At 70.4% G+C, this 25,211-nt stretch carries 27 protein-coding genes; 4 read left to right on the forward strand and 23 right to left on the reverse strand.

The window, feature by feature from the left end; translation table 11 throughout:
• Positions 1-107 precede the first annotated feature (107 nt).
• The 4 genes from ACZ61E_RS27850 (at position 108) to ACZ61E_RS27865 (ending at position 4,994) form a co-directional block, all read left to right on the forward strand.
• Positions 108-1,490 (forward strand): MFS transporter, encoded by a 1,383-nt coding sequence (locus tag ACZ61E_RS27850; protein ID WP_469702697.1) that lies wholly within the window; start codon positions 108-110, stop codon positions 1,488-1,490.
• Positions 1,491-1,998: 508 nt separating this feature from the next.
• Positions 1,999-2,253, forward strand: coding sequence for a helix-turn-helix domain-containing protein (locus ACZ61E_RS27855; protein ID WP_469702698.1), 255 nt, complete (start codon positions 1,999-2,001; stop codon positions 2,251-2,253).
• An 827-nt stretch (positions 2,254-3,080) separates the two neighbouring features.
• Positions 3,081-4,415 (forward strand): transcriptional regulator, encoded by a 1,335-nt coding sequence (locus ACZ61E_RS27860; RefSeq protein ID WP_469702699.1) that lies wholly within the window; start codon positions 3,081-3,083, stop codon positions 4,413-4,415.
• A gap of 45 nt (positions 4,416-4,460) precedes the next feature.
• Positions 4,461-4,994 carry an NUDIX domain-containing protein gene (locus ACZ61E_RS27865; protein ID WP_469702700.1) on the forward strand — a complete coding sequence of 178 codons (534 nt, stop codon included), beginning with the start codon at positions 4,461-4,463 and terminating at the stop codon, positions 4,992-4,994.
• Between the two features lie 666 nt (positions 4,995-5,660).
• Here the strand turns inward: ACZ61E_RS27865 and ACZ61E_RS27870 are convergent.
• The 23 genes from ACZ61E_RS27870 to ACZ61E_RS27980 all read right to left on the reverse strand — a co-directional run bounded on the left by ACZ61E_RS27870 (position 5,661) and on the right by ACZ61E_RS27980 (position 25,016).
• Entirely contained in the window at positions 5,661-5,954 is a 294-nt protein-coding gene (locus tag ACZ61E_RS27870) for a hypothetical protein (RefSeq protein ID WP_469702702.1), read from the reverse strand.
• A 14-nt stretch (positions 5,955-5,968) separates the two neighbouring features.
• Positions 5,969-6,148, reverse strand: coding sequence for a hypothetical protein (locus ACZ61E_RS27875; protein ID WP_469702703.1), 180 nt, complete (start codon positions 6,146-6,148; stop codon positions 5,969-5,971).
• Positions 6,149-6,194: 46 nt separating this feature from the next.
• Positions 6,195-6,962 carry an N-acetylmuramoyl-L-alanine amidase gene (locus ACZ61E_RS27880; protein WP_469702705.1) on the reverse strand — a complete coding sequence of 256 codons (768 nt, stop codon included), beginning with the start codon at positions 6,960-6,962 and terminating at the stop codon, positions 6,195-6,197.
• Positions 6,963-6,965: 3 nt separating this feature from the next.
• Positions 6,966-7,199: a hypothetical protein gene (locus ACZ61E_RS27885; protein WP_469702707.1), complete on the reverse strand. Its 234-nt coding sequence runs from the start codon at positions 7,197-7,199 to the stop codon at positions 6,966-6,968.
• Between the two features lie 68 nt (positions 7,200-7,267).
• A complete protein-coding gene (locus ACZ61E_RS27890; RefSeq protein WP_469702709.1) occupies positions 7,268-9,844 on the reverse strand; it encodes an SGNH/GDSL hydrolase family protein in 2,577 nt (858 codons plus the stop codon).
• 1 nt (position 9,845) lies between these two features.
• Complete coding sequence (locus tag ACZ61E_RS27895; protein WP_469702710.1) at positions 9,846-10,784, reverse strand: hypothetical protein; 939 nt, start codon at positions 10,782-10,784, stop codon at positions 9,846-9,848.
• Positions 10,784-11,965, reverse strand: coding sequence for a siphovirus ReqiPepy6 Gp37-like family protein (locus ACZ61E_RS27900; RefSeq protein ID WP_469702712.1), 1,182 nt, complete (start codon positions 11,963-11,965; stop codon positions 10,784-10,786). Before ACZ61E_RS27900 ends, ACZ61E_RS27895 begins: the two co-directional genes overlap by 1 nt.
• Positions 11,962-12,939, reverse strand: coding sequence for a phage tail family protein (locus ACZ61E_RS27905; RefSeq protein WP_469702714.1), 978 nt, complete (start codon positions 12,937-12,939; stop codon positions 11,962-11,964). Before ACZ61E_RS27905 ends, ACZ61E_RS27900 begins: the two co-directional genes overlap by 4 nt.
• Positions 12,940-15,714: a hypothetical protein gene (locus ACZ61E_RS27910; protein ID WP_469702715.1), complete on the reverse strand. Its 2,775-nt coding sequence runs from the start codon at positions 15,712-15,714 to the stop codon at positions 12,940-12,942.
• Between the two features lie 133 nt (positions 15,715-15,847).
• Positions 15,848-16,294 carry a hypothetical protein gene (locus ACZ61E_RS27915; protein ID WP_469702716.1) on the reverse strand — a complete coding sequence of 149 codons (447 nt, stop codon included), beginning with the start codon at positions 16,292-16,294 and terminating at the stop codon, positions 15,848-15,850.
• A gap of 8 nt (positions 16,295-16,302) precedes the next feature.
• Positions 16,303-16,815, reverse strand: coding sequence for a hypothetical protein (locus ACZ61E_RS27920; protein ID WP_469702717.1), 513 nt, complete (start codon positions 16,813-16,815; stop codon positions 16,303-16,305).
• Position 16,816: 1 nt separating this feature from the next.
• Entirely contained in the window at positions 16,817-17,314 is a 498-nt protein-coding gene (locus ACZ61E_RS27925; RefSeq protein WP_469702719.1) for a phage tail tube protein, read from the reverse strand.
• Positions 17,314-17,496: a hypothetical protein gene (locus ACZ61E_RS27930; RefSeq protein ID WP_469702721.1), complete on the reverse strand. Its 183-nt coding sequence runs from the start codon at positions 17,494-17,496 to the stop codon at positions 17,314-17,316. The genes ACZ61E_RS27925 and ACZ61E_RS27930 overlap by 1 nt, the downstream gene beginning before the upstream one ends.
• 14 nt (positions 17,497-17,510) lie before the next feature.
• Positions 17,511-17,963: a hypothetical protein gene (locus ACZ61E_RS27935; RefSeq protein WP_469702722.1), complete on the reverse strand. Its 453-nt coding sequence runs from the start codon at positions 17,961-17,963 to the stop codon at positions 17,511-17,513.
• Positions 17,964-18,521, reverse strand: coding sequence for a head-tail connector protein (locus tag ACZ61E_RS27940; RefSeq protein ID WP_469702724.1), 558 nt, complete (start codon positions 18,519-18,521; stop codon positions 17,964-17,966).
• A gap of 10 nt (positions 18,522-18,531) precedes the next feature.
• On the reverse strand, positions 18,532-18,954 hold the full coding sequence (locus ACZ61E_RS27945) for a hypothetical protein (protein ID WP_469702726.1): 423 nt from the start codon (positions 18,952-18,954) through the stop codon (positions 18,532-18,534).
• Positions 18,951-19,346, reverse strand: a complete 396-nt coding sequence (locus tag ACZ61E_RS27950) for a hypothetical protein (protein ID WP_469702728.1) — start codon at positions 19,344-19,346, stop codon at positions 18,951-18,953. The genes ACZ61E_RS27945 and ACZ61E_RS27950 overlap by 4 nt, the downstream gene beginning before the upstream one ends.
• A gap of 63 nt (positions 19,347-19,409) precedes the next feature.
• Positions 19,410-20,867: a phage major capsid protein gene (locus ACZ61E_RS27955; protein ID WP_469702729.1), complete on the reverse strand. Its 1,458-nt coding sequence runs from the start codon at positions 20,865-20,867 to the stop codon at positions 19,410-19,412.
• Positions 20,864-21,685: an HK97 family phage prohead protease gene (locus tag ACZ61E_RS27960; protein WP_469702730.1), complete on the reverse strand. Its 822-nt coding sequence runs from the start codon at positions 21,683-21,685 to the stop codon at positions 20,864-20,866. Before ACZ61E_RS27960 ends, ACZ61E_RS27955 begins: the two co-directional genes overlap by 4 nt.
• A 1-nt stretch (position 21,686) precedes the next feature.
• A complete protein-coding gene (locus ACZ61E_RS27965; RefSeq protein ID WP_469702731.1) occupies positions 21,687-23,006 on the reverse strand; it encodes a phage portal protein in 1,320 nt (439 codons plus the stop codon).
• Entirely contained in the window at positions 23,003-23,209 is a 207-nt protein-coding gene (locus tag ACZ61E_RS27970; RefSeq protein ID WP_469702733.1) for a hypothetical protein, read from the reverse strand. The genes ACZ61E_RS27965 and ACZ61E_RS27970 overlap by 4 nt, the downstream gene beginning before the upstream one ends.
• Positions 23,191-24,756: a terminase gene (locus tag ACZ61E_RS27975; RefSeq protein ID WP_469702734.1), complete on the reverse strand. Its 1,566-nt coding sequence runs from the start codon at positions 24,754-24,756 to the stop codon at positions 23,191-23,193. The genes ACZ61E_RS27970 and ACZ61E_RS27975 overlap by 19 nt, the downstream gene beginning before the upstream one ends.
• Positions 24,753-25,016 carry a hypothetical protein gene (locus tag ACZ61E_RS27980; RefSeq protein ID WP_469702735.1) on the reverse strand — a complete coding sequence of 88 codons (264 nt, stop codon included), beginning with the start codon at positions 25,014-25,016 and terminating at the stop codon, positions 24,753-24,755. The genes ACZ61E_RS27975 and ACZ61E_RS27980 overlap by 4 nt, the downstream gene beginning before the upstream one ends.
• Between the last annotated feature and the right edge of the window lie 195 nt (positions 25,017-25,211).

Below are 25,211 nucleotides of genomic sequence, written 5' to 3' on the forward strand. Positions count from 1 at the left end.
TCGCGTGCCGCCCTTCCGAGCCGTGGCACAGCGAACCTTTCCCTGCCCTGTCTGGGTGGATCTCGTTCTCGGCGACTCAAGGGGTCCCTGTGCCGTCCGTGCCGGCTGTGCCGTCATCCGATTCCTCTTCCACCTCCCCGCCTCCCTCGGCTTCTTCGCCCTCCCCGCCTCCCTCGCTTCCCGCGTCTCACGGGTCTCCCGCGTCACCCGCTCCGCCGAGCCTCTGGCGGGACCGGGACTTCCGCAGGCTCTGGGCGGGCCAGACCGCGTCCCACTTCGGCGCCCAGGCCGGCCAGGTGACGCTGCCGCTCCTCGCCGTGGTGGCGCTCAACGCCGACTCCACCCAGCTCGGCGCCCTCCGCGCAGTCCAGCAGATACCGATCCTCCTCTTCTCGCTCTTCGTGGGCGTGTGGGTGGACCGTTGGCGATCCCGCAACGTGATGGTGCTGGCGGACTTCGGCCGGGCGGCGGCACTGGCCGCGATCCCGGTGGCCTTCCTCTTCGGAGTGCTGGGCATTCCCCTGCTGCTCGTTCTCGCCTTCCTCGTCGGCGTACTCACGGTCTTCTTCGACGTGGCCTACCAGGCCGCCCTCGTACGGCTGGTGGGACGCGACCAGTTGGTGCGGGGCAACAGCGCGCTGGAGGGCAGCAGATCCGCGGCGCAGATCGGGGGACCGGCGCTCGGCGGTGTGCTCGTATCGCTCCTCACGGCGCCGATCGCCGTCGTCGCGGGCGCGTTCTTCTTCGGCGTGTCCTGTCTGTCGATCCGGCGGATCCGGCACCGCGAGTCGCTGCCCCGCACTCCCGGACGGCGCCCCCGGATGCGCCGGCAGATCGCCGAAGGGCTCCGGCTGGTCGCCCGTGACCCCTCGTTGCGGGCCGTGGGTCTCGCCTCGGCCCTCTTCCACTTCTTCTTCGCGGCCCTGATGACCGTCTATCTGCTCTTCCTGTCGCGCGAGCTCCGGCTGTCCGCTACGGCCGTGGGTCTGGTGCTCGCGGCCATGGGCCCGGGAGCGCTGGCGGGATCGGTACTGGCGGCGCGGCTGCCGAAGAGGTTCGGCCACGGGCCCGTGCTGGTGACGTCGGCGGTGCTCGCCGACGGTGTGATGCTCTGCGTCCCGGCCGTGCGCGGCTCCACCGCTCTCACGGTCGCCTTCCTCATGGCGGTCAACTTCCTGTTCGGCGCCTTCGGTCAGCTGGTCGACGTCACGGTGATGGCGGTTCGCCAGTCGATCACTCCGCTGCCGGTCCAGGGCCGGGTGGTCGCGACGATCAATTTCTTCGGCATGGGGCTGACCCCGCTCGGCTCACTGCTGGGCGGTTTTCTGGCCGGGCGGTGGGATCCGCGAACCGGCCTGCTGGCCACAGCGGTCGGCATGGCGCTGTCCCCGCTGTTCATGGCGTTCTCCCCGCTCGCACGCCTGGGGAAGGAGCTGCCGACGCCCGGCGGGGCGGTCCCGCGCGGTCACCCCGGTGGTGCCTCGGGCTAGCGGCGCCCGCACGCCGGGGCCGGGCCGGGGGCGAGGCGGCGCGGGCGGGGCGGTGGGGGCGGCGCAACCGCCGTTTCGAAGCGGCGGTTTCGGCGCCGTCCACGGCGCGTGGCCCGGCGTGATGCCTGTTGCGCCCCCGGCAGGACTCGAACCTGCGGCCAAGCGCTTAGAAGGTGTGCGGGCTTTAGCGATGTGCTCACCTGCATAAAGGCTGGTGGTGTGGGACCAGTCTAAGGAAAGGCGCTTGGACTGAGTTTCTGGAAGATCGACGGAGAATCGCCCCTCCGTACGGAGCTGCCTCGGATCCCGTTGTAGGGATCCGAGGCAGACCGGCGCCGCGGCTCCACCATCTGGGTGGAAGTCACCCTCGCGCAGAGGATCGCACCGCGACGCCTCCCAGCCGTCACAGCGGCTGGAAGCACACAACAGGGAGTCAGCCCCTGCCAAGATCACATAAATTACGGTTGACCGTAAGGACAATGGACCAAGATCCATTGAGCTTAGACGGGTGCCGCACTCGCCCCCGCCCTCCGACCGGGTCTTGTCCCGCCGCCGGGCCGTCGGCGACCGTATCCGGGCGGCCCGCATTCAAGCCGGCCTCACCCAGGAGGCCGTCGCGCTCCGCGCGGGTGTGAACTACGGGCACTACAACCGAATCGAGCAGGGTCACGCCTCGCCTCTCCTGGACACGCTGTTCCGCTTGGCCGACGCCATCGGCGTGCCGCTCGCGGATCTCGTCCGTGAGGAGAACCCCGGCCGGTGACGGGGTTGCACCGGCCGGGGCGTGGGGCCCCCGCTCGTCGCAGCGCCGCCGCACGACGAACGGGGAGTCTGTCACTTGCGGTCTGACCGAGTACGCGGCCAGACGACTCCGCTCTTGCCCACGTACTCGTTCCTGTGGGGACCATCGTGGTCCGGGTCAAGATGCATGCACCGCACCGCCGTCTTCGGCTTGAGCGTCCAGCACAGAGGACTGAGGCCGATCATCGTGCGGCCGGGGCTCAACATCGTCACCTCCGTGCCTCCCTCTCCGCGCGGACCAGGCGAGCGGCCTCCGGGCAATACGCACCGTCCGTCCGCAGCTGGCAGGCGGTGCAACTCCTCTCGTGCTTGGCGAGCATCAGCAACTCCTCAGTGCCAGGCACAGGTGCCGGCGCATCGGACACGGTGACGCGCTGCCGGTACGGGGAGCCGCCGCTCCCGCGCTCCCGCCACTGCCAGTCCAGGCGCGTCATGACGCACACCCCGAGCAGCACCGCGGGAACCAGTCGACCGCCATGCCGAAGACGTCCGCCCGCCGGGTTCCCAGACTGATCGCCGTTGCGTTGCTGAGGGGCTGTTCGCAGCTCACACAGTCGGCACCGCGTACCTGCCGCTCGGTAAGAGAATCGATCGGAGGCAGCTCGGCTGCGGGATCGCCCGGATCTGTTGAGGCGCTCGGGGCGTGGATCGCTGGGTCCATGCCCCGATGGTTTCGCTGTGATCGCGGGATCGGCAGTGTGTGCAGGGCGCCTGCCTCATTGGTGCTTCCACACACTGTGTGATTCAGACACGTATACGCTCGGGCACAGTCAGTGATCGGGGATATGCGTGGAACCCAACACCCTTCTCGACGCCCTCTTGGATGAGGCCGGCATGAGCCGCGTCGGCCTTGCTGCCCGTGTCAACAAGGCAGCCGATGAACGCGGCAAGTCGGCTGCCTACGACCACAGTTCAGTGATCAGGTGGCTCAGGGGCCAACGCCCGCGCGGCATCGTCCCTGAGCTGATCTGCACGATCCTCACCGACCGGCTCGGCCGGCCCCTCTCCCTGGACGACATCGGCATGGGCACCGCGGCAGCACCCTCGGCATCAACCCCACTGGCCGGCTTCATCGACCGCTCAACCGCGTTGTGGCGCGGCGATGTCCAGCAACGGCCCGACGTCCAGCAGGCACCAGTCATCACCGGCCTGCCCGCCGTTGGGCCCGTCTGGGAGTGGGAGAACCCGCCGGACGACACGGACGTGTCGCGCCCTGGAACCATGCGTGTCGGTCTCGTGGAAGTCGACGCGCTACGCACCGCCCGCAGCCACTACGAACAGATGTACCGAAAGGCCGGCGGAGTCGCCACACGCGACCGGGTGCTGCGCTTCCTGACCGGGGAGACTGCCCCCCTCCTGCGCGGGTCCTACACGGACGCCACCGGCCGCGAACTCCACCGCGCCGTGGGCGGCCTTGTCGCCGTGGCTGGCATCTGCGCGTACGACTCCGACGCGCAGGGCCTCGCGCAGCGCTACTTTCACCAGGCGCTACGGCTCGCGAAAGCCTCGGGCGACCGGGCGTTCGGCGGGTACGTGATAGCGCTGCTCGTCAACCAGTCGCTGTTCATGGGGGAGTACCGGCAGGCGGTCGCGTTCGCCGAAGCGGGGCTCCGGACCGCGGGCGCGCACATCTCGCACGCTCTGGCCTGCGACCTGCACGCGATGCAGGCGAAGGCGTACTCACGGATGGGCGCCCAGACGCAGGCCCACGCGGCCATGAAGTTGGCCGAGATCGAGGCCGGTCTCATCCGCCGGGACGAGGAACCCGCCGAGACGGGATACGTCCAGGCCGGTCTCCTCGAAGCCAACATGGCAGACGCGTTGATGCGCCTCGGCGAGATGGGACCGGCGCAGACCTACGCGGCTGAAGCCGTCGCGGTGCAGACACACGAGCGGGGCCGCGTGCACCGCCTGGCGACCCTCTCGGACTGCCAACTGCGCGGCGGTGAGGCCGAGCTGGCAGCCGCCACCGCGAGCACGATGCTCGACACCATGGAGGGCATGGAGTCGCAGCGTCTACGGGACAGGCTCGTCAAGGTCCGCCGCTCCCTCGTCGGTCTCCAGAGCCGGGTGACAGTCGACGTTGTCGGACGAATCGATGACACCCTGCGCATCCCGATGTAGTCCGGCGTGCTGGGATGAGAGCACCCCCAGCGAGAGGCCCTGATCATGTCGGAGTGGAAGAACCTCGGCGAGCGCACCGTCTACCAGAACCCGTGGGTAAGCGTCGCGATGGCCGACGTTGAACTCCCCGACGGCCGCCACCTCGACCACACCGTCATCCGGCTACGCCCGGTCGCCGTGGCGGCTGTCGTCAACGAGCACCAGGAGGTGCTTCTCCTCTGGCGACACCGCTTCATCACCAAGGCGTGGGGGTGGGAACTCCCGTCCGGCGGAACAGGCGAGGGAGAGGATCCGGCGGCAGCTGCGGCGAGGGAGTTCGAGGAGGAGACCGGGTGGCGGTCCGGGCCGATGCAACTGCTGCTCACGGTCGATCCCCAGCCCGGCATCTCAACGTCACACCACCGCGTGTACTGGTCCGATCAGGCCGAGCAGATCGGTCGACCGGAGGACGACTTCGAGTCAGCGCGGCGCGAGTGGGTACCGCTGCGGCGCGTGCCCGAGCTGGTGGCCGCCGGACAGATTCGCAGCGCCGTCGCTGTTGCTGGCCTCCTGCTCCTTCACCATCGTCGTCTCGCCTGACTCCGGACGCATGAAAGCGCCCCGCTCTCCTCGATCGAGGAGAGCGGGGCGCGGTGGTTCATGGATACTGACGCCGGTCAGCCGGGAGACCGAGCAGGCTCGAACTACTTGGCGGAGTCTCAGGGCCCGGCTCGGACGCGCCGTTCCTGCGGCAGACGAGTGCGTCAGGATCCGCCGGCGTGGGTTGGAGCGAGTAGCCAGCCGGGCACGTCTGGCCGTCGCGACCGTCCTTGCCGTTGGTCCCGTTCGCGCCGTCCGCGCCGGGAGGCCCGGCCGGACCGGGCGCACCCTGCGGACCGGCCGGGCCCGGCTCACCGACGGCGCTCGTCCCGTCCTTGCCAGCGGCGCCCGGTTCTCCGGGCTCGCCCACACCGTCCGCCCCCTCGGGCCCGGTTGGGCCGACCGGCCCCCTCTCGCCCTGCGGCCCTGCGGGACCGACGATGCCCTCGCCCGGCAGCCCACGGCTACCCGGCGGGCCGGCCACCGGCTTGGCGCCGAGACGCTCCACCTGTACGGCCAGCGCGTCTCTCGCCTCGTTCGCTTCCCGCAGATCATGCGAGAGATCCTGCACCGTGAGGAAAGCCCCGCCGGCCAGAGCCGCGCCCGCGACGGCGAGCGCGTTGCCCCGCCACGACCGGCCACGACCAGGCGTCACCTTGTGCCGTCTCATGCCCTGGCCCCCGTCACGATCGCTACTAGGTAGGGGAGCAGGGCCAGGCACACGGTGATGACGACGCCGATCATCCACCGGCGGGTGGCGATGATGCGCTCGGCGTCCTTCTCCCGCTGTGTCTCCAGCGCGGTGACCCGGTCGGCCATCTGCGTCTTCTCGATGGTGTAGACGTCCATCGGGACGACCTTGTCCAGGCGGCCGTTGAGCTGCCCCAGGTCCTCGCGCATCTCGCCGCGGAGAGACTGGATGAGCCGCCCAAGCTCGCCGTTCGACGGCTCATCAGACACGTGCTGCTCCTAGGTCAGGCGGCCGGCCGCTTGTTGGGCACGACGTAGGTGATGCCCAGCGCGCCGAGGACGGCCAGGGCGACGGTGACGCCCTCCCCTGTGGTGAACGCGCCGTCCTGGACGGCGGTGGCGACGGCGGCGGAACCGGCGGCGAACGCCGCGGCGACGGCCTTCGCGAAGGCGGAGACTCTCATGGTGGTGGACCTCTCATCAGATTGATGGGTGGGGTGGCTGTGCCTGCTACTTGGCGGGGATCTTGAGCTTCTGGCCGGGCGTGATCTCGTCCGCGTCCTTCAACTTGTTCAGCTTCTGGATCTCCGGGTACCGGGCGCCGGAGCCGAGCTTGGATGTGGCGATGCCCCAGAGGTGGTCGCCCTTCTTCACCGTGTACGTCGCGGGGGTCGGGGGCTTGGGCTTGGTCATCAGTCGCTCGTCAACGCGGCGGCGCAGACCGGCCATGGACACGCCGCGGGGGTCGATCTTGCCGGGCTGCCACTCCAGGTGGCCGATGACCGAGGGGCCGCCCCAGTTGTGGACGCGGCAGACGGCAGCCGCCGCGGCCTCCATCGCCTCGACCTGGACGTCCGGCCACGGGTCCTTGCCGTCGCCGAGGTTCTCGCACTCGAACCCGTAGAAGTGCCGGTTGCCGTCGGTGGTCGCCTCGTTGTCCGGCGGCAGTTTCTTCTCGGCGATGACGGCGCGCAGGACGTCGCCGTCGCCGCTGCCCGCGTGGTTGGCGCGGCCGTAGCCGACGAGGTGGACTCTGCCGTCCTTGGAAATAACGCCGTGACAGAGCGGGCCGGGCAGGCCGGCATAGCCGTGGCGGCAGATGGACACGGTCGCGGCCGTGCCCTTGGTCACGGTGTGGTGCATCATCACGCCGTGCACGGGGCCCCACGGGCCGACGTGATTCCGGTTGTGCGTCTCCCAGTCGCCGACCTCGACGACGACCAGGCCCTCGTCGCGCAGGGCCTGAGCGAGTCGGGCGGGGGTCATCGGTGTGGCCATGGGTCAGCCCTCCCGTGTCGTGGTGTCGGGGGGCAGGGCCGCGCGTACGGCGGCGTCCTTGGACTCCAGCAGCTTGCGCAGCGCGACGGACAGTTCGGGGCCGGGCGGCAGCTGGTCGACGAGCCGGTGGGCCAGGTCGTAGAACGGCGCCGACACGGTCCGCAGTTCGGGCGGGAGGTGGCCGAAGGTGAAGTACCGCAGGATCGGCGGCGTCACGGGCGGGACAGGATGGCTCACGGGTTCCTCCTGGTCATGGGTGAGGCCCCGGCCTGGTGGCTCGGGGCCCGGGGCTTACGGGGCAGTGGTCAGCTCGCGATGTGAGGCAGGAGCGTGGACGCCATGTAGGCGAATCCGTCGTCGCTCATGTGGACTCCGTCCGTGCCGGTCGCGCCGTCGCCGGAGTTGTTCCCCCAGTACCCGAGCGCGTTCCACACCGACCATGCGTTCCCGCCGAGCGTCCACCAGTTGACGAGGGCGAACCCGTAGGTGTCGGCCAGTGACCGGGCATGACGGCTGTACTCCTGGTACTTGTTGTTTGTCCCCTCGTGCGTGCCGATGTGAGGCAGGGCGACGACGATGTCGGTGGCGACGCCGGAGGCACGGACAGCGCGAAGCCAGCCCATCAGGTTGGCCAGCCAGGTGTCGCCCGTGACGTTCGCCGCAGCGTCGTTCGGCGCGGCGGAGTACAGGGCCAAGTGGGCGGGGAAGTTGACCCCGCCGTTCCATACACCGTTCAGCGCGGCGCTGGCGTCGTTGGAGTAGCGGGAACTGGTGGCCCCGGCCAACGCGATGTTGTGGACGATGACGCCGGCGGCGTACTCGCCCGCGACCCCGCAGACGGACACGTACTGGCCCGACGTCGCGGTGCCGACCTTCACCTGGACGGTGTGCTCGCCGGCGGACAGGCCGGTGATCGTGGTGGTCTGGATCGCGGCCGTGCCCGATGGCTGGGTGACGGATACGTCCGTGCCGCCGTCGATGCTGTAGAGCATCGGGGCCCGGGTGCTGCCGCCGATCACGGTGTAGATCCGCACGGTCGTGCCGCGCGCCCGGAAGGTGAGCGTGGACCCGGTGGTGTCGCTGTAGAGGTACGTGCCGCCGGGACCGTAGTTGCTGCCGCCCTGGGTCCAGGTGCCTGTCTGCGCGACGGCTGACCCGTTGGCGAGCCAGGCGGCGTACGCCGTGGCGTTGTCCCCGGTGAGGGACGACGACAGGGACACGCCGTGGAAGCCGCTCCCGCCGTCCCCGTACGCGGCCTGGAGCTGGCCGGCCAGCAGACCGGGCCACGACTTCGTGCGTGGGTTGCTCGCGAAGTACCCGAGGGTGGCCGAGCCGCCCACGGTCACGATCCGGGCCAGGCCGGTTCCGGCCGCCGCCTGGGTGCGGGCGGCGAGCCAGTTCCGTCCCCAGCCGTCGGGCACGTAGATGCCGGGCGGTGCCGGCCTCGGCGTGTTGATCGTGGTGTTGCCGACGATGCCGCGCCGGACCGTGGTCGCTCCCGGGTTGAGACGGCCGCCCACGGCGACGGTGTCCGATGCCCGGTATACGCGGGTGTCCAGCACGCGGTTGGGGGCGCCCGGTTCCATCGTGTTGGCGTCGGCGTACAAGGTGCAGTCGTCCGAGGCGTACAGCAGCCCGGCGGACAGGATCGTGTTGTTGAAGCTGCTCGCGCCGAATGCAAAGGCGGTGAGCCCGGGCACGCCAGCGCGTAGGCCGATGTGGTTGAACCGGAACGTGTTGCTGCTGCCGTACTCGACATGCAGCAGCCGGTCGAACTGCTCCAAGTTCGTGCCACGCCAGTTGGTGTGTGCGGTGCCCCAGCCGCCGACCCCGGTGATGTGGATGCCGGTGCAGTCCGACCCGTTGGCGATCGCCTCGCACATCTCGAACTCGATCTGGTTCATGACGCCGTCAGCGGTGGTGGACTCGATCATGTACGCCGTGCCGCCGGCGCCGACCAGCTCAACGAAGATCCTTTCGGCGGTGAGGTCGCCGGGGTTGAAGTCCTCGTGCTCCGAGTAGAAGCGGACCCCGTTGCCGACCCCGCCGATCTCGATGTTCTCGAACACCGACCGGAACGGGCTGCCCATGTTGATCGCCCAGCCGGTGTGCCCGCCGTCCCAGGGCCCGTTGATCTGGAGGTTCTTGAAGCTGGAGTTCCAGAAGCTTCGGTGCCCGCTCGACGCTCCGTCGGTCGTCGCCGAGGTGATGCCGTCGGTCGCGCCGTCGATGGTCAGCCCGAGGGACTCCAGCAGGACTCTGACCACCTTGGTCAGGTGGACTGCCGAGGTCAGACCGTCGCCCGCCGTGAGCATCGTCGCCCGCGCGCCCTGGCCGCGGAGCGCGATGCCGATTTCCACGTCGACGTCGTCCGTGCCCTCGATGGTCAGCGGCGCGGCCAGGGTGAAGGTCCCGACAGTGAGCTGTACTTCGCCGCCGCCGTTGTCGCGAGCGTCGTCGAGCGCGGCCTGGATCTCGATGTTGTCGGCGACGCCGTCGCACACGTACTGCGCGGCGGCTCGTACGTCGGCGGGCGCCGTTGAGCTGGCGACGATGCGGGTGATCGACGTGTATGCGCCGCCGCCGTCCTCGCCGCCGGTGCCGGTGCCCCGTGCGGTGATCCAGACGCGGGAGGATCCGCCGGCGGATGCCCACATACCCGTCACGGAGTCCGGCCCTGAGAACGTGGGTATGCCGCCCTGCTCGTCGGTCGTGATCTCGGTGGTCGGCTCGCCGACGGCGTTGAGGAGGTCGGTGTACTGCTCGCCGGCGTCGGCGTCGGACCAGAACGTCAGCGTGACGCCGGCACCGATTCCCCACAGGCCGTCACTGGGCCGTACTACGTAGTCCGCGACGCCGCGGCCGAACTGGGACCTGGCCATGTCAGTCCACCACCCAACTCATGCCGGAGACCGGCAGTAGAAACGAACCGCTTGCGATGGTCGGGTGGTTGACGAGCCAGACCTGTCCGGCCCGCGAGGTGGAGGCGGCGTAGACGATGAACCGGCACGCGCTGCTGCCCGCGATCGCGATGCCGTACTGGTCACGGCTCGGATGCCGGTACGCAGCCGGGATCACGATCGGCAGCCGCGACTCGGTCCCCGACGACAGGGTCCCGGCTTGTCGTCTGAGTGATCCGAACCGGCAGCAGACGAGGCCGCTGCGCACTTCGATGACCGACTCCACCTCGTTGGACCAGGCGGCCAGGTCCGCGTTGACGCCGATGGTGCCGGTGTCCATGTAGATGGTGCGCTTCGACGTCCCGTCGTAGATGCGCAGCCGTCTGGTGTCGGTCTCCCAGGTCACGTCCCCTAGCCGCGGGTTGGGGTCCGAGGACGCCGCAGCGGTGGCGGGCCGGATCCGCGTACCGACGTACCGCTCGGCGCGGGTCACCGTGACGGTGGCCGCCCCGTTCAGCACGGTGACGTTGGCGAGCAGCACCTCGTAGGTGGTGAAGCCGTCGCCGGTCGTCAGCGTCGGCGGGCCGGCGCCGGGGGTGCCGGTCTTGACGACGGCGCGCACGGTCCAGTCGTCTCGGTCCAGGCGCAGGACGACGCGGTCGGTGCGGGTCTGCCCGGAGATGTTGGCGGCGACGGTGAGCGTGACGGGCGTGGTGCCCGAGGTCCAGGCGTGCCCGCGCAGGGACCCGTCGATGTTGGCCCGGACGGTGACGGTGCGGCCGGTGCCGGCGGTGACGACGGCCGGCTGGGTGGGGTCGCCGTACACCCCGTCGTCGGAGAACCGGGCGGCCGCCGTCTCGTACTCCGAGTCGGTCACCGCCCGGTCGTTGTGGTCGGGGGACGGCCATGAGTCCTGTGCCACTATCTGGCCTCCAGTCTGCCGAGTCTGCGGGCGAGGTCGCGCACCGCGCGGACCGTGGCCGTGGTGGTGGTCTTGTCGGAGTCGCCGATCACGGTGGTGACGAGCTCGCCGTCGTCCGGCGTCGCCTCCAGGCGGATGGTGCGTACGAGGTCGGTGACTTCCAGGCCGGTCGGGAGCTCCACCGTGACGCGGTCGCCCAGGCCGTAGTCCCGTCCGGCGCGCAGGTCCTCGGTGTCGACGGTCACCGTGGCGAGGGACGCCTGAGGGTTGTCGTTGCCGAGCTCCAGGTTTCCGGCGTCGGTGAGCTCGCCCTCGGAGTCGTCCGAGCCGCTCTTGTCCACGAGCTTCTCCACGCGGTACCAGTCCGCGGCCGCACCCGAGGCGATCTCCAGGTAGATCCGCTGGTTCGCGGGCTCGCCCTCGGGCGGGGGCTGCCTCGGGTCCTCGCCGCCGAGCACCAGCTCGGAGGTGGCGAGCGGCGCCGCCATCGTGAACGAGACCGAGCGCAGGTTGCCGAGCCCGGAGGAGAAACGGGCCGTCGCCGTGCGGTCGACCGGGGCGTACACCCCGAACCGGATCTCGTCGCCGACCTGCCGGGTACGGAAGCCCAGTCCGTCGCGGGCGGCCACCGTGCGGCACGCGTCGAGCAGCGGCTCGAACCGTGTGCCGATGGCGGCGAAGTGCCCGGCCCCGGTCACGGCATCGAGCACCAGGCGCTCGATGCGCCGGGACGTGATCGCGCCGGGCCCGCAGTTCTCCGTGACCAGCTGCCGGATGACGCCTTCCGCGGTCGACCCCGTGAGCTTGCGTCCGACGTCCGACGTCGTGGTCTGTGCGCCGAACGTCTTCGTCGGCTCGGGGTAGGTGAGGTACCCGGCGACGCGGGCCAGGTCGTCGGTGAACATCACCTTGACCGCGCCGGGGTCCGCGTTGCCGGCCAGGTCCCAGGTGTATTCCTGTGGCTGTTCCAGCGGTCCCGCACACCAGATTGCCCCGTCCCGGATCAGGACGAGCCGGTTCCCGGGCTGGAGCAGCTGCATGTAGGCCGGGTACGCGGGCAGCGTCACCGATCCGGCGGCGGGGGCGTTGAAGTTCACATCGCACTTCAGGTCGGTCCACCCGTCGAGCGGGTCGCCGATCACGTTGAGGTTCCGGTCGGTGACGAGCAGTTGGATCGTCATGCGGTCTCGTACCTCGGGTAGAACGTGAGGTCCACGGCCGAGCCGGCGGCGGCCCCGGAGAGCTGGAAGACGACCGGCGTTTCACCGGGGGGCACGGACCACAGCACGGCCCCCGGCCAGTCCAGACCGCCCGTCAAGTTCTCGCCCGTGTCGGAGCGGACGCGGGCCGGGGCGGTGCTGATGGTGACGGTCTCCCCGGCCAGGAGGTCACCGTGGGGGGTGTCGGCCATGGTGAGGGTGAAGGCGTCGCCCGAGTCCTGCCGGGTGAAGGTGATCGCCGTCGCCGGGCCGGTCACCGTCCACACCGGCCAGACGTCGACGGCACCCGGGTTCGTGACCGTGGTCTCCCCGAGCACCTGGCTGGACGAGACGGAGGGGTACGGGACCAGGTAGTCGACCTGTTCGCCGGTCTCCCGGTGCACCGTCACCGGTACGGCGTCGACCCAGTAGGGGTCCTCGCACCACAGGGTCAGGACGGCGCTGTCCCAGGTGATGCCCGTCGCGGCCCTGCCCAGCCCGTCCCACCCCGAGTGGTAGTAGACCTCGATCGTCCGTACGGTGCCGTTCGGCCGTGCGACCTCCAGCACCCCCGGCGTCCGGAGACCGTCAGGCCCGAGCCGCAGCGTCCTCGTGAACGCGGCGGCGAGTGCCCGCCAGTTCTCCGTGAACCGCATGTGGTCGGCGCCCTTGACGAGGACCGGCCAGACGATCGTGCGCGCCTGCGGCTGGACGTGCCGCAGCCTGGCGCCGCCGCGCGGGTGCGGGTCGGAGGTCAGGACGTACGGCGCCGCGCCCAGACCTGACACCCCCTCGGCGAGGGTGTACCAGTCGGCGGCCAGGTCCGTCATCGGCCACCGGGTGCCGGTCGGGTCGATGTAGGTGATGGACGCGTAGCCGACTCCGGGGATCTCCGTCGGCGGCGGCGTGATCGGCGGTTCTACCGGTGTGACGTACGGCGCTGTGAACAGGGGCATTTACCTGGGCCTCCCCACGCGCTGCCGTGCTTCTTCCTGCCGCTGGATCAGCAGCAGGTCGCCCGCGTCGATCACGCTGGACCGGGGGTAGACGTTGTAGGTGACGCGCGGCTGGTCGCTCACCGGTGCGGCCTGCGGCGGCGGCGCGGCAGCCCGCCCGGCGGGGACCGCGGCACGCCCCACCGGCAGACGTCCCTCGTTGATCTCCCGCATGAACGCCTCGCCGTACTTGGCCACGGACGACGCCTTGATCATGAACTCGCCGTCCGAGCCCCACAGCAGAATCGAGTCCGAGGTGGACGTGCCCGGCCCTTGAAGCAGGCCGCCGCCGGGGTAGCCGGGGATCGGCCCACCCTGCGCACGCCGGATGGGTCCGCCTTGGGCGTAGCTACCTGGCCTGAGCTTGTCCCGGTTACGGGTCTCGCCCGTCGACCCCTGGACCAGGTACTTGGTGACGACGTAGGTGGTGGCCGTCTTCCCGTCGACCCGGGCCAGCGCGGCCTCGGCCGCCCGGATCTTCGCCCGCAGATCGGAGATTTCTCCCTTGATCTTCGCGGTCTTCGAGCTGGGCGCTTTCCGCAGTCGCTCTTTCGCGTCGGCGAGTTTTGCCCTCAGATCGTCCAGGTCGCCCTTGAGGTAGGCGGTCTTGTCGGGGGTTTCGAGAATCTGGTTGGCGAGGGACCGGGCCTGCTTCTCGGTCATCCCCATCGCCTGAGCGGAGCGGATGAAAGCGCCGCGTCCCCGGTCGTAGATCCCGGAGACTTCGTCCCATGACGAGCCGTTGGCGCGCGCGGACTCCGCCGCCTTCATCGTCGCGGCGGCGAGGTCGTCCAACGCCTGGTTGTTCGCTCGGCCCTTCGCGCTGTTCTCGTCCAGGGTCGCGCCGTTCTTCGCGATCGACTCGGAGGCCGCGTCGATGGCGGCCTCCATCCCGCGCACGCCGCCCCTGGCCATGAGGTAGCTGTTGTTCAGGGCGTGGATGGACTGGGCCAGCCCGTCCGCGCTCGCCTTCTGCGTGTCGAGCTTCGCCTGCACGGCGATCGCCTGCTCGCCGAACAGACCCATGGACTCGGCGGCGAGCTGCTCCTCGAACGCGGCCGCGGACAGGGCTGCCTTATAGTCGCCCAGTTCGGCCCGCAGCTCGCCAGCGGACAGGCCCTTCTTCTTCATCGCCGCGGCGACGTGGTTGAACGCGGCTTCCGCCTGGTCCGCGTTGCCGCTGGACACCATGTTGGCGAGGGCTTTGTCGACCCCGTCCAGGTCCTTCTTTGCTTCCTTAACGGGGGTCGAGTCCAGGCCGACGAGCTGCGTGGCCCACTGCTGGAAGCTCGCGATGTTCGACGGGCGAGCCATCTCCCGCAGGCTGTCGGCCAGGCCGCTGAAGTCCTTGCCGTACGCGCGCGCTGCCTCGCCGCTCACCTTGCCGGACAGGGCGAGTTTGCCCAGGCTGGTGGTCAGACGGTCCACATCGGGGCCCGCCTTCTGCCCGCGCTGCGACAGCTCGGTCAGCCCGATCAGGAGCAGCCCGATAGCAGTGCCCGCGACCGCGAGTTTCGCGGTGCGGGACAGGGCGCCGATCGCGGCCGTGGTTGCGGCGAGCGGCCCGGGCGCGGCGGCCGCCGCCGCGCGTGCGACCGCGATCTGTCCGGCGAGGCCCGCCATGGCGACCCCGGCCGCGGCGCTGCCGGCAGCGGCGAGGCGTACGGCCTTGATGGCGATGGCGAGTTGGAGCAGCGTGGCGATCGCGCCCGGCGGCACTGCGGAGACGACCCCGGCCAGAACGTTGATCAGGTCCAGCATGCCGACGCCGACACCGGACCCGGCCTCGATCAGGTTGAACGCGGCGTCGCCGAGGTTGTTGAGCGTCTCGATGGCCAACGGTGCGTTGTCGCGGCAGTAGTCGAGGAACCGCTGCAGACCGGTGTCGTCCACCTCGCCCCGGTCGAGCCGGTCGAAGAACATCGCGACCTCGTCGACCGCGTTGCGCATCGTGTCGTTCGCGAACGTGGTGAACCTGCTGTTGAGCGCGTCGAATCCAGGCGATGCGACGGCACCGCCCAGCATGGTGATCAGCCGGTCCAGCTCGGTGGACGAGCCCTTGACCAGGCCGGTCGTCTTCGGAAGCAAGGCGTTCGCGACGCCGACGCCCTTGATGAACGGGCCCATCACATCGCCGGACAGGGAGTCCGACCACTCGCTGAAGCCGTCCGCGAGCAGGCCTACGGCAACGGCCGCTTTCCGCGTCTCCGGCGGGAGCTGCGCGAGCTCTCGCCGGTAGGCGGCCTCGGCCTCGATCGCGGCCTGAGACGTGCGGCCCGACTCGGAGACGGTCTGCTCGTACTTCTTCTGTGCTTCCCGAGCCTTGTTGATCGCGCCGATCTGCGGACCGAGCGCCAGCGCGAAAGCGCCGGCGGCGACGCCGGCGGCACCGAGCTGCGCACCGACGGCGGCCGCGGCGCCGCCGAGCCCGGCCACCAGCGGGATCGCCGCCGGGGCCAGGCTGATGAGGCTGGACTTCAGCGACTCGCCGAGCTTGGACGACGCGTCCGTCAGACCGCGGAACCGGCGGGCCGTGTCGTCCGTATCGCCGGCGAGTCGCCGCTGCGCGTCCGCGACGGACACGTAACGGCCCTGGAGGTCACGGAGGTTGCCGTCGGCGTCCGCCGTCATCCCGGCCATGCGCAGCCGCAGGTGGTCGGCGCTGTCGGCTGTGCCGTTGAGGACCCGGGAGAGTTCGTCGCGGCCGTCGAGGGTGAACGTCAGGCGCGTCGCCACCGGTCACCCCCTCACGATGCGATGTGCCGGTTGATCCAGGCGACGGCCGACTCGAGGTCGTCGGCGGTCAGGTGCTGGATCTCCCAGGGGCGGATGTGCAGGTAGTGCGCGAGGAGCCACCGGTACTCGAGGATCAGTCCCCGGAGTCCTGGCGGCCCGGAACCAAGTGGCCTTTTCCCAGGGCGTCGAGCGCGGCCTCGATGTCGTCCCGGTTGTGGGCCAGCTTCCGGAAGTGCGGGAGCATCGCGTCGATGGCCGCGTCCTCACCCTTGGCGAGCGCCTCGGTCATGATGTTGGTGAGGACTTCGTCAATCTCTGTGCGCTCGATACGGGCCTTGAGGCGGCGCTTCCACTGCGGCACGTCGACCGAGGCGAACGTCAGCTTCTCGTCAGCCCGCTTGCGTACGGCCCACAGAACGGCGCGCATCGCGGTGGGGTTCTGGGCTCTCAGCTGGTCCTCGATCGCGCGCCAAGCGACGCCGCCCAGGACCTCTTCGATCTCGGCCGACTCGATCGCGGAGAGGTCGAGCGTGGAGACCTGCTCCACCGTGCCGTCGGCGGGGGTGTGCGTGACGATCATGGGTTCCTCTACTCCAGTTGGCGGCGCACGTCGTCCAGGACGCGTGCGACCTCTGTTCTCATGCGCGGGGTGTGACGGTTGACGGTCCGGTCCCACCAGCGGGCGGCGGTGGTCTGGTTCGCCCAGCGGCGCCTGTTGCCGAACACGGGATGCCTGAGCCGGCCGTCATTCAGCTGGTAGAGCACGCCCACCGAGATGTCCGGGGGCAACAGCGACTTGTCGACGTACACCCTGGCGCCGGGGCTGCTGCCGGTACGGACGCTGATCCGGACCGCGCCGGCGAGCGTGGCCCGGAAGGGGCGCGAGGTCGGCGACGGGCCGCCGCGCTTTCCGGCCCCGCGGCCGGCGGAGCGGATCGGCAGCCGGGCGACGGTGGATCTCAGGTCCCGGTGCAGCGGCTCGGCCGTACGCCGGATCCGCCGGGCGAAGTTCTGCTGGAGCCGGGGGCCGCCCGCCGTCCGCAGACGGCGGGACAGCGTCAGCAGCTGGCCGGTCCCGTGGATCTGCACCGTGCCCGGCATGTCAGCCGCCCCCGCCCGCAGCCGGGATCGTGACGTTCTCGGCCGGCTCGCTCGTGATGGCGAACTGGCACATGATCTGCGCCGCGCTGTCCAGCTCGCGGACCTTGGCCTGCGAGGTGACGGTCACGGGGTAGACGTCCATCGGCTGGGTGGGCACGTCGCCCTCGTCCATCCAGACCACGAAGCCGGCGGCCTCGCGCACCAGGAGCTCGCGGACGTCGTCGGCGTCCTTGCTCGCCCAGAACGTCAGGCTGGAGTCCGCCGCGGTGATCGCACCGCCCACCACTGGGGTGAACCTGCTGCCGAGTGCCGGGGTGGGTACGGTCTCGCTGGTGGTCTGCCAGCCGCCCATCGCGCCGGTCTCGCCCTCCAGCGCCGTACCCGCGTCCAGCTCGGACCGTGTCGGCGCGGCCTTGTTCGCGATCGTCGGTACCCACAGCACGCGGGTGATGCCGCGCCGGTAGTACCTGACGGACGCATTGATCGGTGTCGCCGGCATCAGATGTTCTCCTTCGGGGATCGCCGCAGGGTCTTGCCCTCGGCCGTGCTCGGTGTCTCGGGCTCGGGGGCCTGGTCGTCCACGACGGTCCAGCCCATGCGCTTGTGCGCGCGGACCGAGGCGGCCGGGACCTTGATCGTCTGCTCGGTCGGCAGGGTCGGGTGCTGCATGAGTACCGCCACGGCGGTACCTCCTTCTATGTGAAAGCGCGGCCGGCGACCGTGAGCAGCAGCCGGGCCTGTGCGCCCTGGTCGGTCTGGTCCTGGATCAGCCGGGTGCCTGCCACGTTGGCCTCGAGCGAGTCGAGCCCGAGGCCCGGGGCCGCGCGCAGCCACGCTTCGACGCGGGTCCCGATCTCGTACACGCGCCGACGGGCCGTGACGATGTCGGTGTCGCCGCGGCTGGCGACCGCCGCCACGACGACCTGGAATTCCTCTTCGCGGCCGGTGCCGAGGTCGGACCAGCCGCCCAGGGTCTGGGCGGCCTCGAAGTCGCCGCCCGGGTCGGCGTCCCAGCCGATGACGAGCCAGTCGCCCGCCGCGTCGTCCGTGACTTGCGGGCCGTCGGCCACCTGGACGCCGTCGAGCAGCTGGTCGACGCGCGCCATCTCCACCAGTGCGTCGATCAGTTCGGGGATACGGGATGCCATCTACGCGACTCCTGGGGGTAGTCGGTAATCACTCAGCAGCTCAAGGACGCGGTTGGGGATCGCGTAGCCGAATCCGGGGATCGGCTGGCCCACGCTGTAGTCCTCGCCGCCGCCGGCCAGGCCGCCGGAGCGGCCGGGTCGCTGGGTGCGCCACAGGTGCTGTACGAGCATCCGTGCGGCGAGGTTGATCGTCGGGCCGGTCTCGGTGCGGCCGGCCTGGAAGGTGACCAGCAGCAGCCCCCGGAAGACGCCTCCGTTCCGGCGCCGTATCTCCCCGGTGTCCAGGTCCAGGACCAGACCGCCGGCCGGGTAGCTGGTGCCACCCGACAGGAGCGGTTCGATCGAGGTCAGCGACAGGACCGGCGTTTTCCGTACGACGAGGGTGCGGCGCCCTGCTTCCGCGTCGTGCTGCTCGGTCACCTCGCGCGGCTCGACCGGGCCGATGAGGTCCTCTATCGGCGTGGTCACCGCCTCGATGTAGGTCTGCAGCTCGTCGTCGTCCGTGTCGGTGGTGAGGTTGAGCTGCTTCTTTGCATCTTGCAGGGTCAGCAGCGCCACGCCGTCCCCCTCAGGTCCGGGAGATCGGGACGGTGCGGGGGAAGCCGAGGAGGATCGTGGCCCCGTACACGCCGCCGGTGGTGGTGCCGGAGACGGTCGTCACCGCGCGCAGGTAGCGGGCGGTGCCGGTGTAGCCGACCTCATAGACCGTGTCGTCGTTCGAGGAGCTGATCGAGGGCAGGGCGCCCTGCAGATCGGCCGCCGACGCCGCCGCCCAGGTGGAGTTGTCGTCGCTGACCTGCAAGGTGATGGCGTGCGTGCCATCGGTGATGGCCCCGGTGTGGACGAGGAGAGTGGCCGAGTCGTGCCACTCATTGCTGCCGGACGCCCCGGACAGCTTCCGGTCCACCGCCGTGCCGTTGGCGGTCGCGGTCCGGGCCGCGATCGCCAGGGTGGCCTTCCCACGGACGTGGTTGTAGACGGTGCGCCTCACTTCGTGGCACCTCCTGCCGGTGTGCGGGTGGCCGTGGTGGTCTTCTTCGCCGCGGTCTTCTTCGCGGCCGGCACCGGCACCGGTGCCGGCACCGGTGCCGGTGCCGGGGTGGGGGTCGGGGTGGGGACCGGGGCCGGTGCCGGGGTGGGGGGCTGTTTCTCGTCGCCGGGTGCTGTCGGGTCGCCGGTGGCGGGGGTCTGCGGGTTCGGCGGCGGGTGCTCGGTCTCCTGCTGCGAGGCGGAGACGGTGGAGGGTTCGAGGGCCTGGGGGATGACGACGGCCTCGAACAGGTCCTCGCGGCCGCTGATGACGGTGTCGTGGGCGGCGACCAGGTCGCCCTTCACGACGCGCCGGTTGTCCGGCGCCCAGAACGTTTCCTTCGCTCGATACACGGCGTGCTCCTGAAAGCGAGGCGGGCGCGGCCGTTGGGGCGGCCGCGCCCTGGGGTGGGTGGATCAGGTGACGTTCAGGAGCCGGAAGGCGTCCGGGTTGACGACGTCCGCGCCGACGCGCCAGTAGGCGAACCACCCGGCCTCGCCGGTGGGCCGGCCGGACGCGCCCTTGACGAGCGGCTCGTAGACCATGGTCATGCCGACCCGGTCGACGATGTAGTAGTTGCGGAAGTCCCCGAGGAGGAGCGCGTAGTTCTCGGCGCCGGCGTTGATGGTGCCGTCCATCGCCGAGGCCTCGTGGATGGGGGCGCCGAGCAGCTGCTCGGGCTGGCCCATGCCGAGGTTCGCCCAGAAGCTGGAGCCGCCAGCGGTGTCGAATTGGCGGGTCTTGTTGATGATCGGCTTGGCGGCCATCCACGACGGGACGCCGGTGATCCGGTGCCGGGGCGGCAGGGCCTGCTCCACCGCGTACACGTCGGCGACCGCGTAGGTGTCGGTGGTCGCCGAGGGCACGACCGAGCCGGACACGGCGGCGACCGCCGGTACGACCCCCTTGGGCTTGCCGGAGCCGTCGCCGGTGGCGAACGCGGAGGCCTCGAGGCGGTCCTTGGCGTCCGCCAGGAGCGGCCCGATCTCGGCGCCGAACCCGGAGTCGGCCAGGACCTCGAAGGAACCCTGGACCCACGCGGACGCTTTCTCCGGCTTGATGGACGGCTGGGCGAACGCGGGCGAGTTGTCGCCGACCTCGTCGGCCTCGGCCAGCCACGACGCCGTGACACCGGCGGAGCTGACGCCGTTCCAGGTGTCCGTGGTGATCGTCTTGATCGTGGACACCTGCCGGAACGGGTTCGCGCTGCCGGCGTTCGTGAGGATGATCGTCGGGTCCAGTGTGAACGGGACGAGGAACCCGCCGGCGGCGTCGGTCAGGGTCATGGCCCGGCGGTGCGCCTCGGCCAGCCGGTAGGCCGCGGTCTCGTCCTCGTCCAGGAGCGCGGGGTTGCCCGCGTTCTCCAGCAGCGACTCGAACGCGCGCATGTAGTCGTCCGAGCCGGTGAGCAGCAGGTGCTGTGCGATCCGGCCGCGCCGGTCGGCGCGGACCAGGCGCTCGACACGCTCCTGCTGGTCCTCGGTGATCTGCTCGGCCGCGAGCTCCACCGCGTACAGGGCACGGGAGCTCAGGTCCCCGCGGGTGGACCGCTCGTTGAGGTTCGCACCGCGCACCCGGTCCAGCTCCTCGTACGGGTTGCCGCGCTGCCGCAGGAACTGCGGCCCGTCCCCGCCCGGCCGCTCCTGGCTGCCGGGGACGGTGGCCGCGGCGCGGACGGCGTCCACGCGCCGCTCGTGCTCCAGCTGCTCGTCGTACGCCTCCTGCGCGGTGTCGACCTCGGTCAGCAGGTCCCGCGCCCGGGTCACCTGCTCCTCTTCCGGCTCTTCGAGCTCCTCGAGCTCGAAGAGCTCGGAGCGCAGCGCTTCGAGGGACTCCTTGAGCTTGTCGCTCTTCTTCTTCCGCTTGGTGGTCACTGGTGGGCCCTCCTGGCCTTGATCTCGGCGCGGAGCTTGATCCACGCGATCTGTTGCCGAGCGGAGTGCCCTGAGGGCGGGTCCTCGGCGGCGGACCCCGGGGCGGGGTCGCCGGCGGCCGGCGGGTCCGTCGGAGTGCCCTCAGGGGGCGGGTCCAGCGGAGTACCGGTCCGAAGCATGTGGGCGAGCTTGTCCCGCTCGTCGGGGGACAGCTCGGAGAGCAGGGGCATGACCTGCTCGGCGCGGACGCCGATCACGGCGGCGTCCGGGTAGGCGGGGAACGGGGTGGGCCCGTACTCCTTGAGCGCGATCTCCTGGCGGCGCACCGTCTTCAGCTTGCCGTCGCGGTCGGCCCGGTAGCCGCTGCGCGGCGTACGGCCGGGGTCGGAGCGGGTGAACCGGCCGGTGAACGACTGTCCGCTGATGGCGCCCTCGCGGATGCTCTCCAGGACCTCGTCGGCGAGCTCGGTCTTGTTGTACCGGGTCACCGTCAGCAGGCCCCGGGTGTCGGTCTTCAACTCCACCGGGGTACCGATCGGCATCGAGCCGCGCTCGGACGGCGTCCCCCACAGAGTGCGGCCGTGGTTGTAGAACACCCCCACCCGCCACGTCGACCGGGACCCGGCGGGGGCGAGCTGCTGCAGGGTGCGGTCGAACGCACGGCGGTCGATCTGCTCGAGGTAATCGCCGTCCTGGTCGTGGATTTCGACCGGGGTGTCGAACACCGCGGCGTACGCCTCTACGGTGCGGCCGTCCCCGCCGGCGCGGACGCGGATGTCCTCCAGCGGGAAGGACCGCAGGAACGTGGCTGAGTCCATGTCAGGTCACCTCCGGGTCTTCCTCGGTGGCCGGAGCGGGCTCGCCGCTGCCGGGCTTCTGCAACTGGACGGAGTACAGGCCGGTGTGGGCGAGGAGGCTGTAGTCCTCGGCCTCCACCGCGGCGACGACGGACCTCGGTTCGTACCCGGCGTCGACAAGCTGGCGGATCGTGCGGGACTGCAAGCCCTGGATCTCGGCCGCGTCCCGCCGGTCCTCGCGCAGGAACGCGATATCGCGGTCGTCGTACCAGAGTTCGGCGCCGTCGGGGACGTCGATGAGCGGGGCCAGCGATCCGGCGGCCTCCCGCCACAGGGGCCGCATCGTGCCGTCCGCCAGACGGCGCCTCGAGCTGGCGTAGTTGCCCGCGTTCAGTGACGATCCGGCCAGTCCCTCGGAGAACCCGACGATGACCGGGGGCACACCGGCCGCAGCCGCGAGACGGGTCTCACCGGCGCCCTGCGTGGCCTTGAAGTCGAGCTGGTGCAGATCCTTGCCGACGACCGTGACGTCCGCCCCACCGCCCAGGTACAGCGTCTTGTACGCGGTGTCCACGCCGCGGTGCTGGGAGTCCATCAGCGTCTGGAACTTGCGGACCTTGTCCGGTGTCACCGAGGCGTCCATGGACACCACGACCTGCGGTGTTGCCCCGTTCTCGAAGAACTTCAGTTTGTGCCGGGTCGCCGCGGTGTCGCCAACGATCTCCCTGATCACCGGCGTCAGCCACGACATGCCGCGGAACTGAAACTCCGGGTCCGGGATCGGCGCGAAGTGCCCCACCTGCTCCGGCAGCAGGAACCACGGCTCGGTGCCGGTGGGCGGGTCGTACATGTAGCCGAGGAGCTCGGAGTCGATCGCCTCGCTCGGCTGGCCCGGCGCCTCGTCCGACCCGGTGATAATCGTCACCCAGTCGGGCCGCATCACCTTCAGCCGCCCCGGGTTGTAGTTGGTGACGTACCCGTTGCCCTCCAAGTCCGCGTTCTGGATGTATCGCGACAGCAGGTTCCCGGTCGTGCCGCCAGGCCACGGCGTCTCGAGCGGCGCCAGCGCCGGCGTCCCGAACAGCTCACCGGGCCGACCGTTGCGCATCTGCCGGAACTGGAACCGTGCCTCGCTGAAGAGCAGCTGCCGCACCAGCATCAGTGCGAACACAGGCCCGTTCGACTTGTACGCGTGCCGGACCTTGGCCTCGAACTCCTGCGGGAGAGGCCGTTCCCTGCCGTCCACCGGCCGCCCGGTGCCGTAGTAGACGTTCCCGTCCACCTGCCACGAGTCGTCATCCCGTGTGGCCGGCCGCCGCGCGTGCTGCCACAGGCTCGTCACCGCTCCCCCTCACCCTGCTCGTGCTCATCGCTGACGTCGACCAGGAGCAGGAACGAGGCGGCCGTCAGCGCACCGCCGGCCATCAGCCCCAGCCCCACGCCGAACTCCAGCCCAGCACCCACCGAGAGGGCCGCACAGCCCGTCCAGTAGCCGAGGCGGACCCGGGCCAGCCGCGACCACCTCGTCACCCGTAGAAGCCCCACGGCTCCGCCTCCTCAGGCTCCGCGTCCTTGAACATCTCCCACCCCCACACCGCGTACGTCGCGGCCACCAACGGGCTCACATCGACGCCGTCCGACTTCCGTGTCCACGCCCAGGCGTCGCCCAGGTCGCGCTTCTGCGCGCCGGCGAGCGCGGCCGTGAGCGGCGCCTGGCCGAGGTGCACGAGCGACCCGGTGTCGGTGACCCGGTCGTAGAACTGGCCGCAGGCCTGGCCGAGTTGCCGCACCTTGGGACAGATCACGAACTCATCCCGCGCGTCCTGGTCCTCGTCGTCCTCGTACCGCAGTGCCTTGCGCAGCGACTCCACCAGGGACCCGGCCGGGCCGCCCTCATCGATGACCCACGCGCACGGCTTCCACCGCTGGTCACGCTCCACCACCCAGTCCACCACCCAGTCCGTACCGGGGCGGTGCTCCACGACCTCCACGTGCACCCCGTTGCCGGAGGCGCCGGCCACAGAGATGGCTGTCCACGTCCGCTCGGGGTTGGTGTCGATGGCGAACGCCACCGGGTCGCCCGGCTTCGACGTCGCGTCGGTCAGGTCCTCCCACTTCTGCTTCGGGATGACCTGCCAGGTCTCGTCGGTGACGGCGGGGTAGTCGCCGACGCCCAAGCGTTCGCGGTCGAAGAGATCGGGCCGCATGCTGCGCATCTCCTGCAGCACGTAGGAGGTGCGGATACGGATGCCGAGCGCGGGGTTGGCCCGGGCGAACGAGGTCTCCTCGCCGCGGTCGTCGTGGTGCTCGCAGACGATGCGGCCCTCGGGGTCCGTCGGGCATTCCTTCACGTGCGGCGCGATCGAATACTCCAGGTACGCCAGCGACGCATCCGGCTCACCCTCGCCCATGGCACGGGCGCGCAGCAGCGCCAGCTGCTCCGACTCCGCGCCCAGGCCCGCGCTGCCGGTGTAGACGAGCTGCGGATTGGGCCGCGCGGACAGGACCGGCATCAGCGCGCCGATCGGCGCGGCCCTCAGCTTCATGGCCTCATCCATCAAGACCAAATCGCCACTGAATCCACGACCCGAGTCGCCGCCACGCGCCAGGAATCGGATCCTCGCGCCGTTGAAGAACTCGAACCCTTCCTCACCGTGGCTGCGGCGTACGCGCTTCACCCGGCGGCTGAGGGCGTACGAGCCTTCAATGACACGGTCCAGGCGCAGGAACGACTCCTGTGCGGTGTTGAACTGGTGGGCGGTGTGGATGACCAACTGCCCGCCGAACAGGATCACCTCGCCGAGCTGCCGGGCCTCGAGGAACCCGCCCTTGCCGTTCTGCCGCGCCACGTTGAGCACGACGTCCAGCGCAGACCAGCGGCCCTCGTCGTCTTCCACGAGGGAGTGATGCAGGGCCAGTTGCTGCCACGGGTCTAGGTACAGCTTCGCGTCGTCGGCGAGGTCGATGCACTCCTGGCCGGCCGGGGAGGTGAAGGCGAGCGCTTCCTGGTCCTCGGTGCCGTCCCACCGACCGGTGTCGACGTACCGGCGCCACGGCACGGACAGGATCCGCGGCGTCTGGCAGCCGGTCATCCAGCGCCCCGGCTGGCCCTGGACAGCCGCTCCTCGCGCTTCTGCGCCAGCTTGTCGATACGGTCCCCGCGCTCCTTGGGCGGAGCGGCAGCCCGTACGACGGCCATCGCCTGGCGCAGCTCGCGCGCGGCGGCCGACGCCGCTTTGCTGTCGGGGGCCGAGTCCAACTCCTTCGCCAGCCGTACGGCGGCGGCAGCCGAGGCGGAGGCCTCCGGATCGACCCCCAGGTGTTCGAGCTCGGCCTGGGTCGCCTTCGTCACGGCGCCAGCCCGGAGACTGCGACGCCGTGACTTGTCGTCACCATCCATGACATCACCCTCCGTAACAGGCGAACGATCACGAACAGTGACAGAGTGTGATGTAACGCAGCGTCACTAATGGTGCCGATAGCAGCGGTCTGGGATTAGCGATCCGCGCGGGGAGAGAGACGGTCCCCAAGGGCTTTTGGGTCGCCC

This window comes from Streptomyces sp. NPDC104581 (assembly GCF_055583685.1).

Bases quoted from the DNA above. Each gene is read 5' to 3' on its own strand.
- ACZ61E_RS27865 (WP_469702700.1), top strand. From the start codon at position 4,461: ATGTCGGAGTGGAAGAACCTCGGCGAGCGCACCGTCTACCAGAACCCG.
- ACZ61E_RS27875 (WP_469702703.1), bottom strand. From the start codon at position 6,148: ATGAGAGTCTCCGCCTTCGCGAAGGCCGTCGCCGCGGCGTTCGCCGCC.
- ACZ61E_RS27880 (WP_469702705.1), bottom strand. From the start codon at position 6,962: ATGGCCACACCGATGACCCCCGCCCGACTCGCTCAGGCCCTGCGCGAC.
- ACZ61E_RS27890 (WP_469702709.1), bottom strand. From the start codon at position 9,844: ATGGCCAGGTCCCAGTTCGGCCGCGGCGTCGCGGACTACGTAGTACGG.
- ACZ61E_RS27900 (WP_469702712.1), bottom strand. From the start codon at position 11,965: ATGACGATCCAACTGCTCGTCACCGACCGGAACCTCAACGTGATCGGC.
- ACZ61E_RS27905 (WP_469702714.1), bottom strand. From the start codon at position 12,939: ATGCCCCTGTTCACAGCGCCGTACGTCACACCGGTAGAACCGCCGATC.
- ACZ61E_RS27915 (WP_469702716.1), bottom strand. From the start codon at position 16,294: ATGATCGTCACGCACACCCCCGCCGACGGCACGGTGGAGCAGGTCTCC.
- ACZ61E_RS27920 (WP_469702717.1), bottom strand. From the start codon at position 16,815: ATGCCGGGCACGGTGCAGATCCACGGGACCGGCCAGCTGCTGACGCTG.
- ACZ61E_RS27925 (WP_469702719.1), bottom strand. From the start codon at position 17,314: ATGCCGGCGACACCGATCAATGCGTCCGTCAGGTACTACCGGCGCGGC.
- ACZ61E_RS27935 (WP_469702722.1), bottom strand. From the start codon at position 17,963: ATGGCATCCCGTATCCCCGAACTGATCGACGCACTGGTGGAGATGGCG.
- ACZ61E_RS27960 (WP_469702730.1), bottom strand. From the start codon at position 21,685: ATGGACTCAGCCACGTTCCTGCGGTCCTTCCCGCTGGAGGACATCCGC.
- ACZ61E_RS27975 (WP_469702734.1), bottom strand. From the start codon at position 24,756: ATGACCGGCTGCCAGACGCCGCGGATCCTGTCCGTGCCGTGGCGCCGG.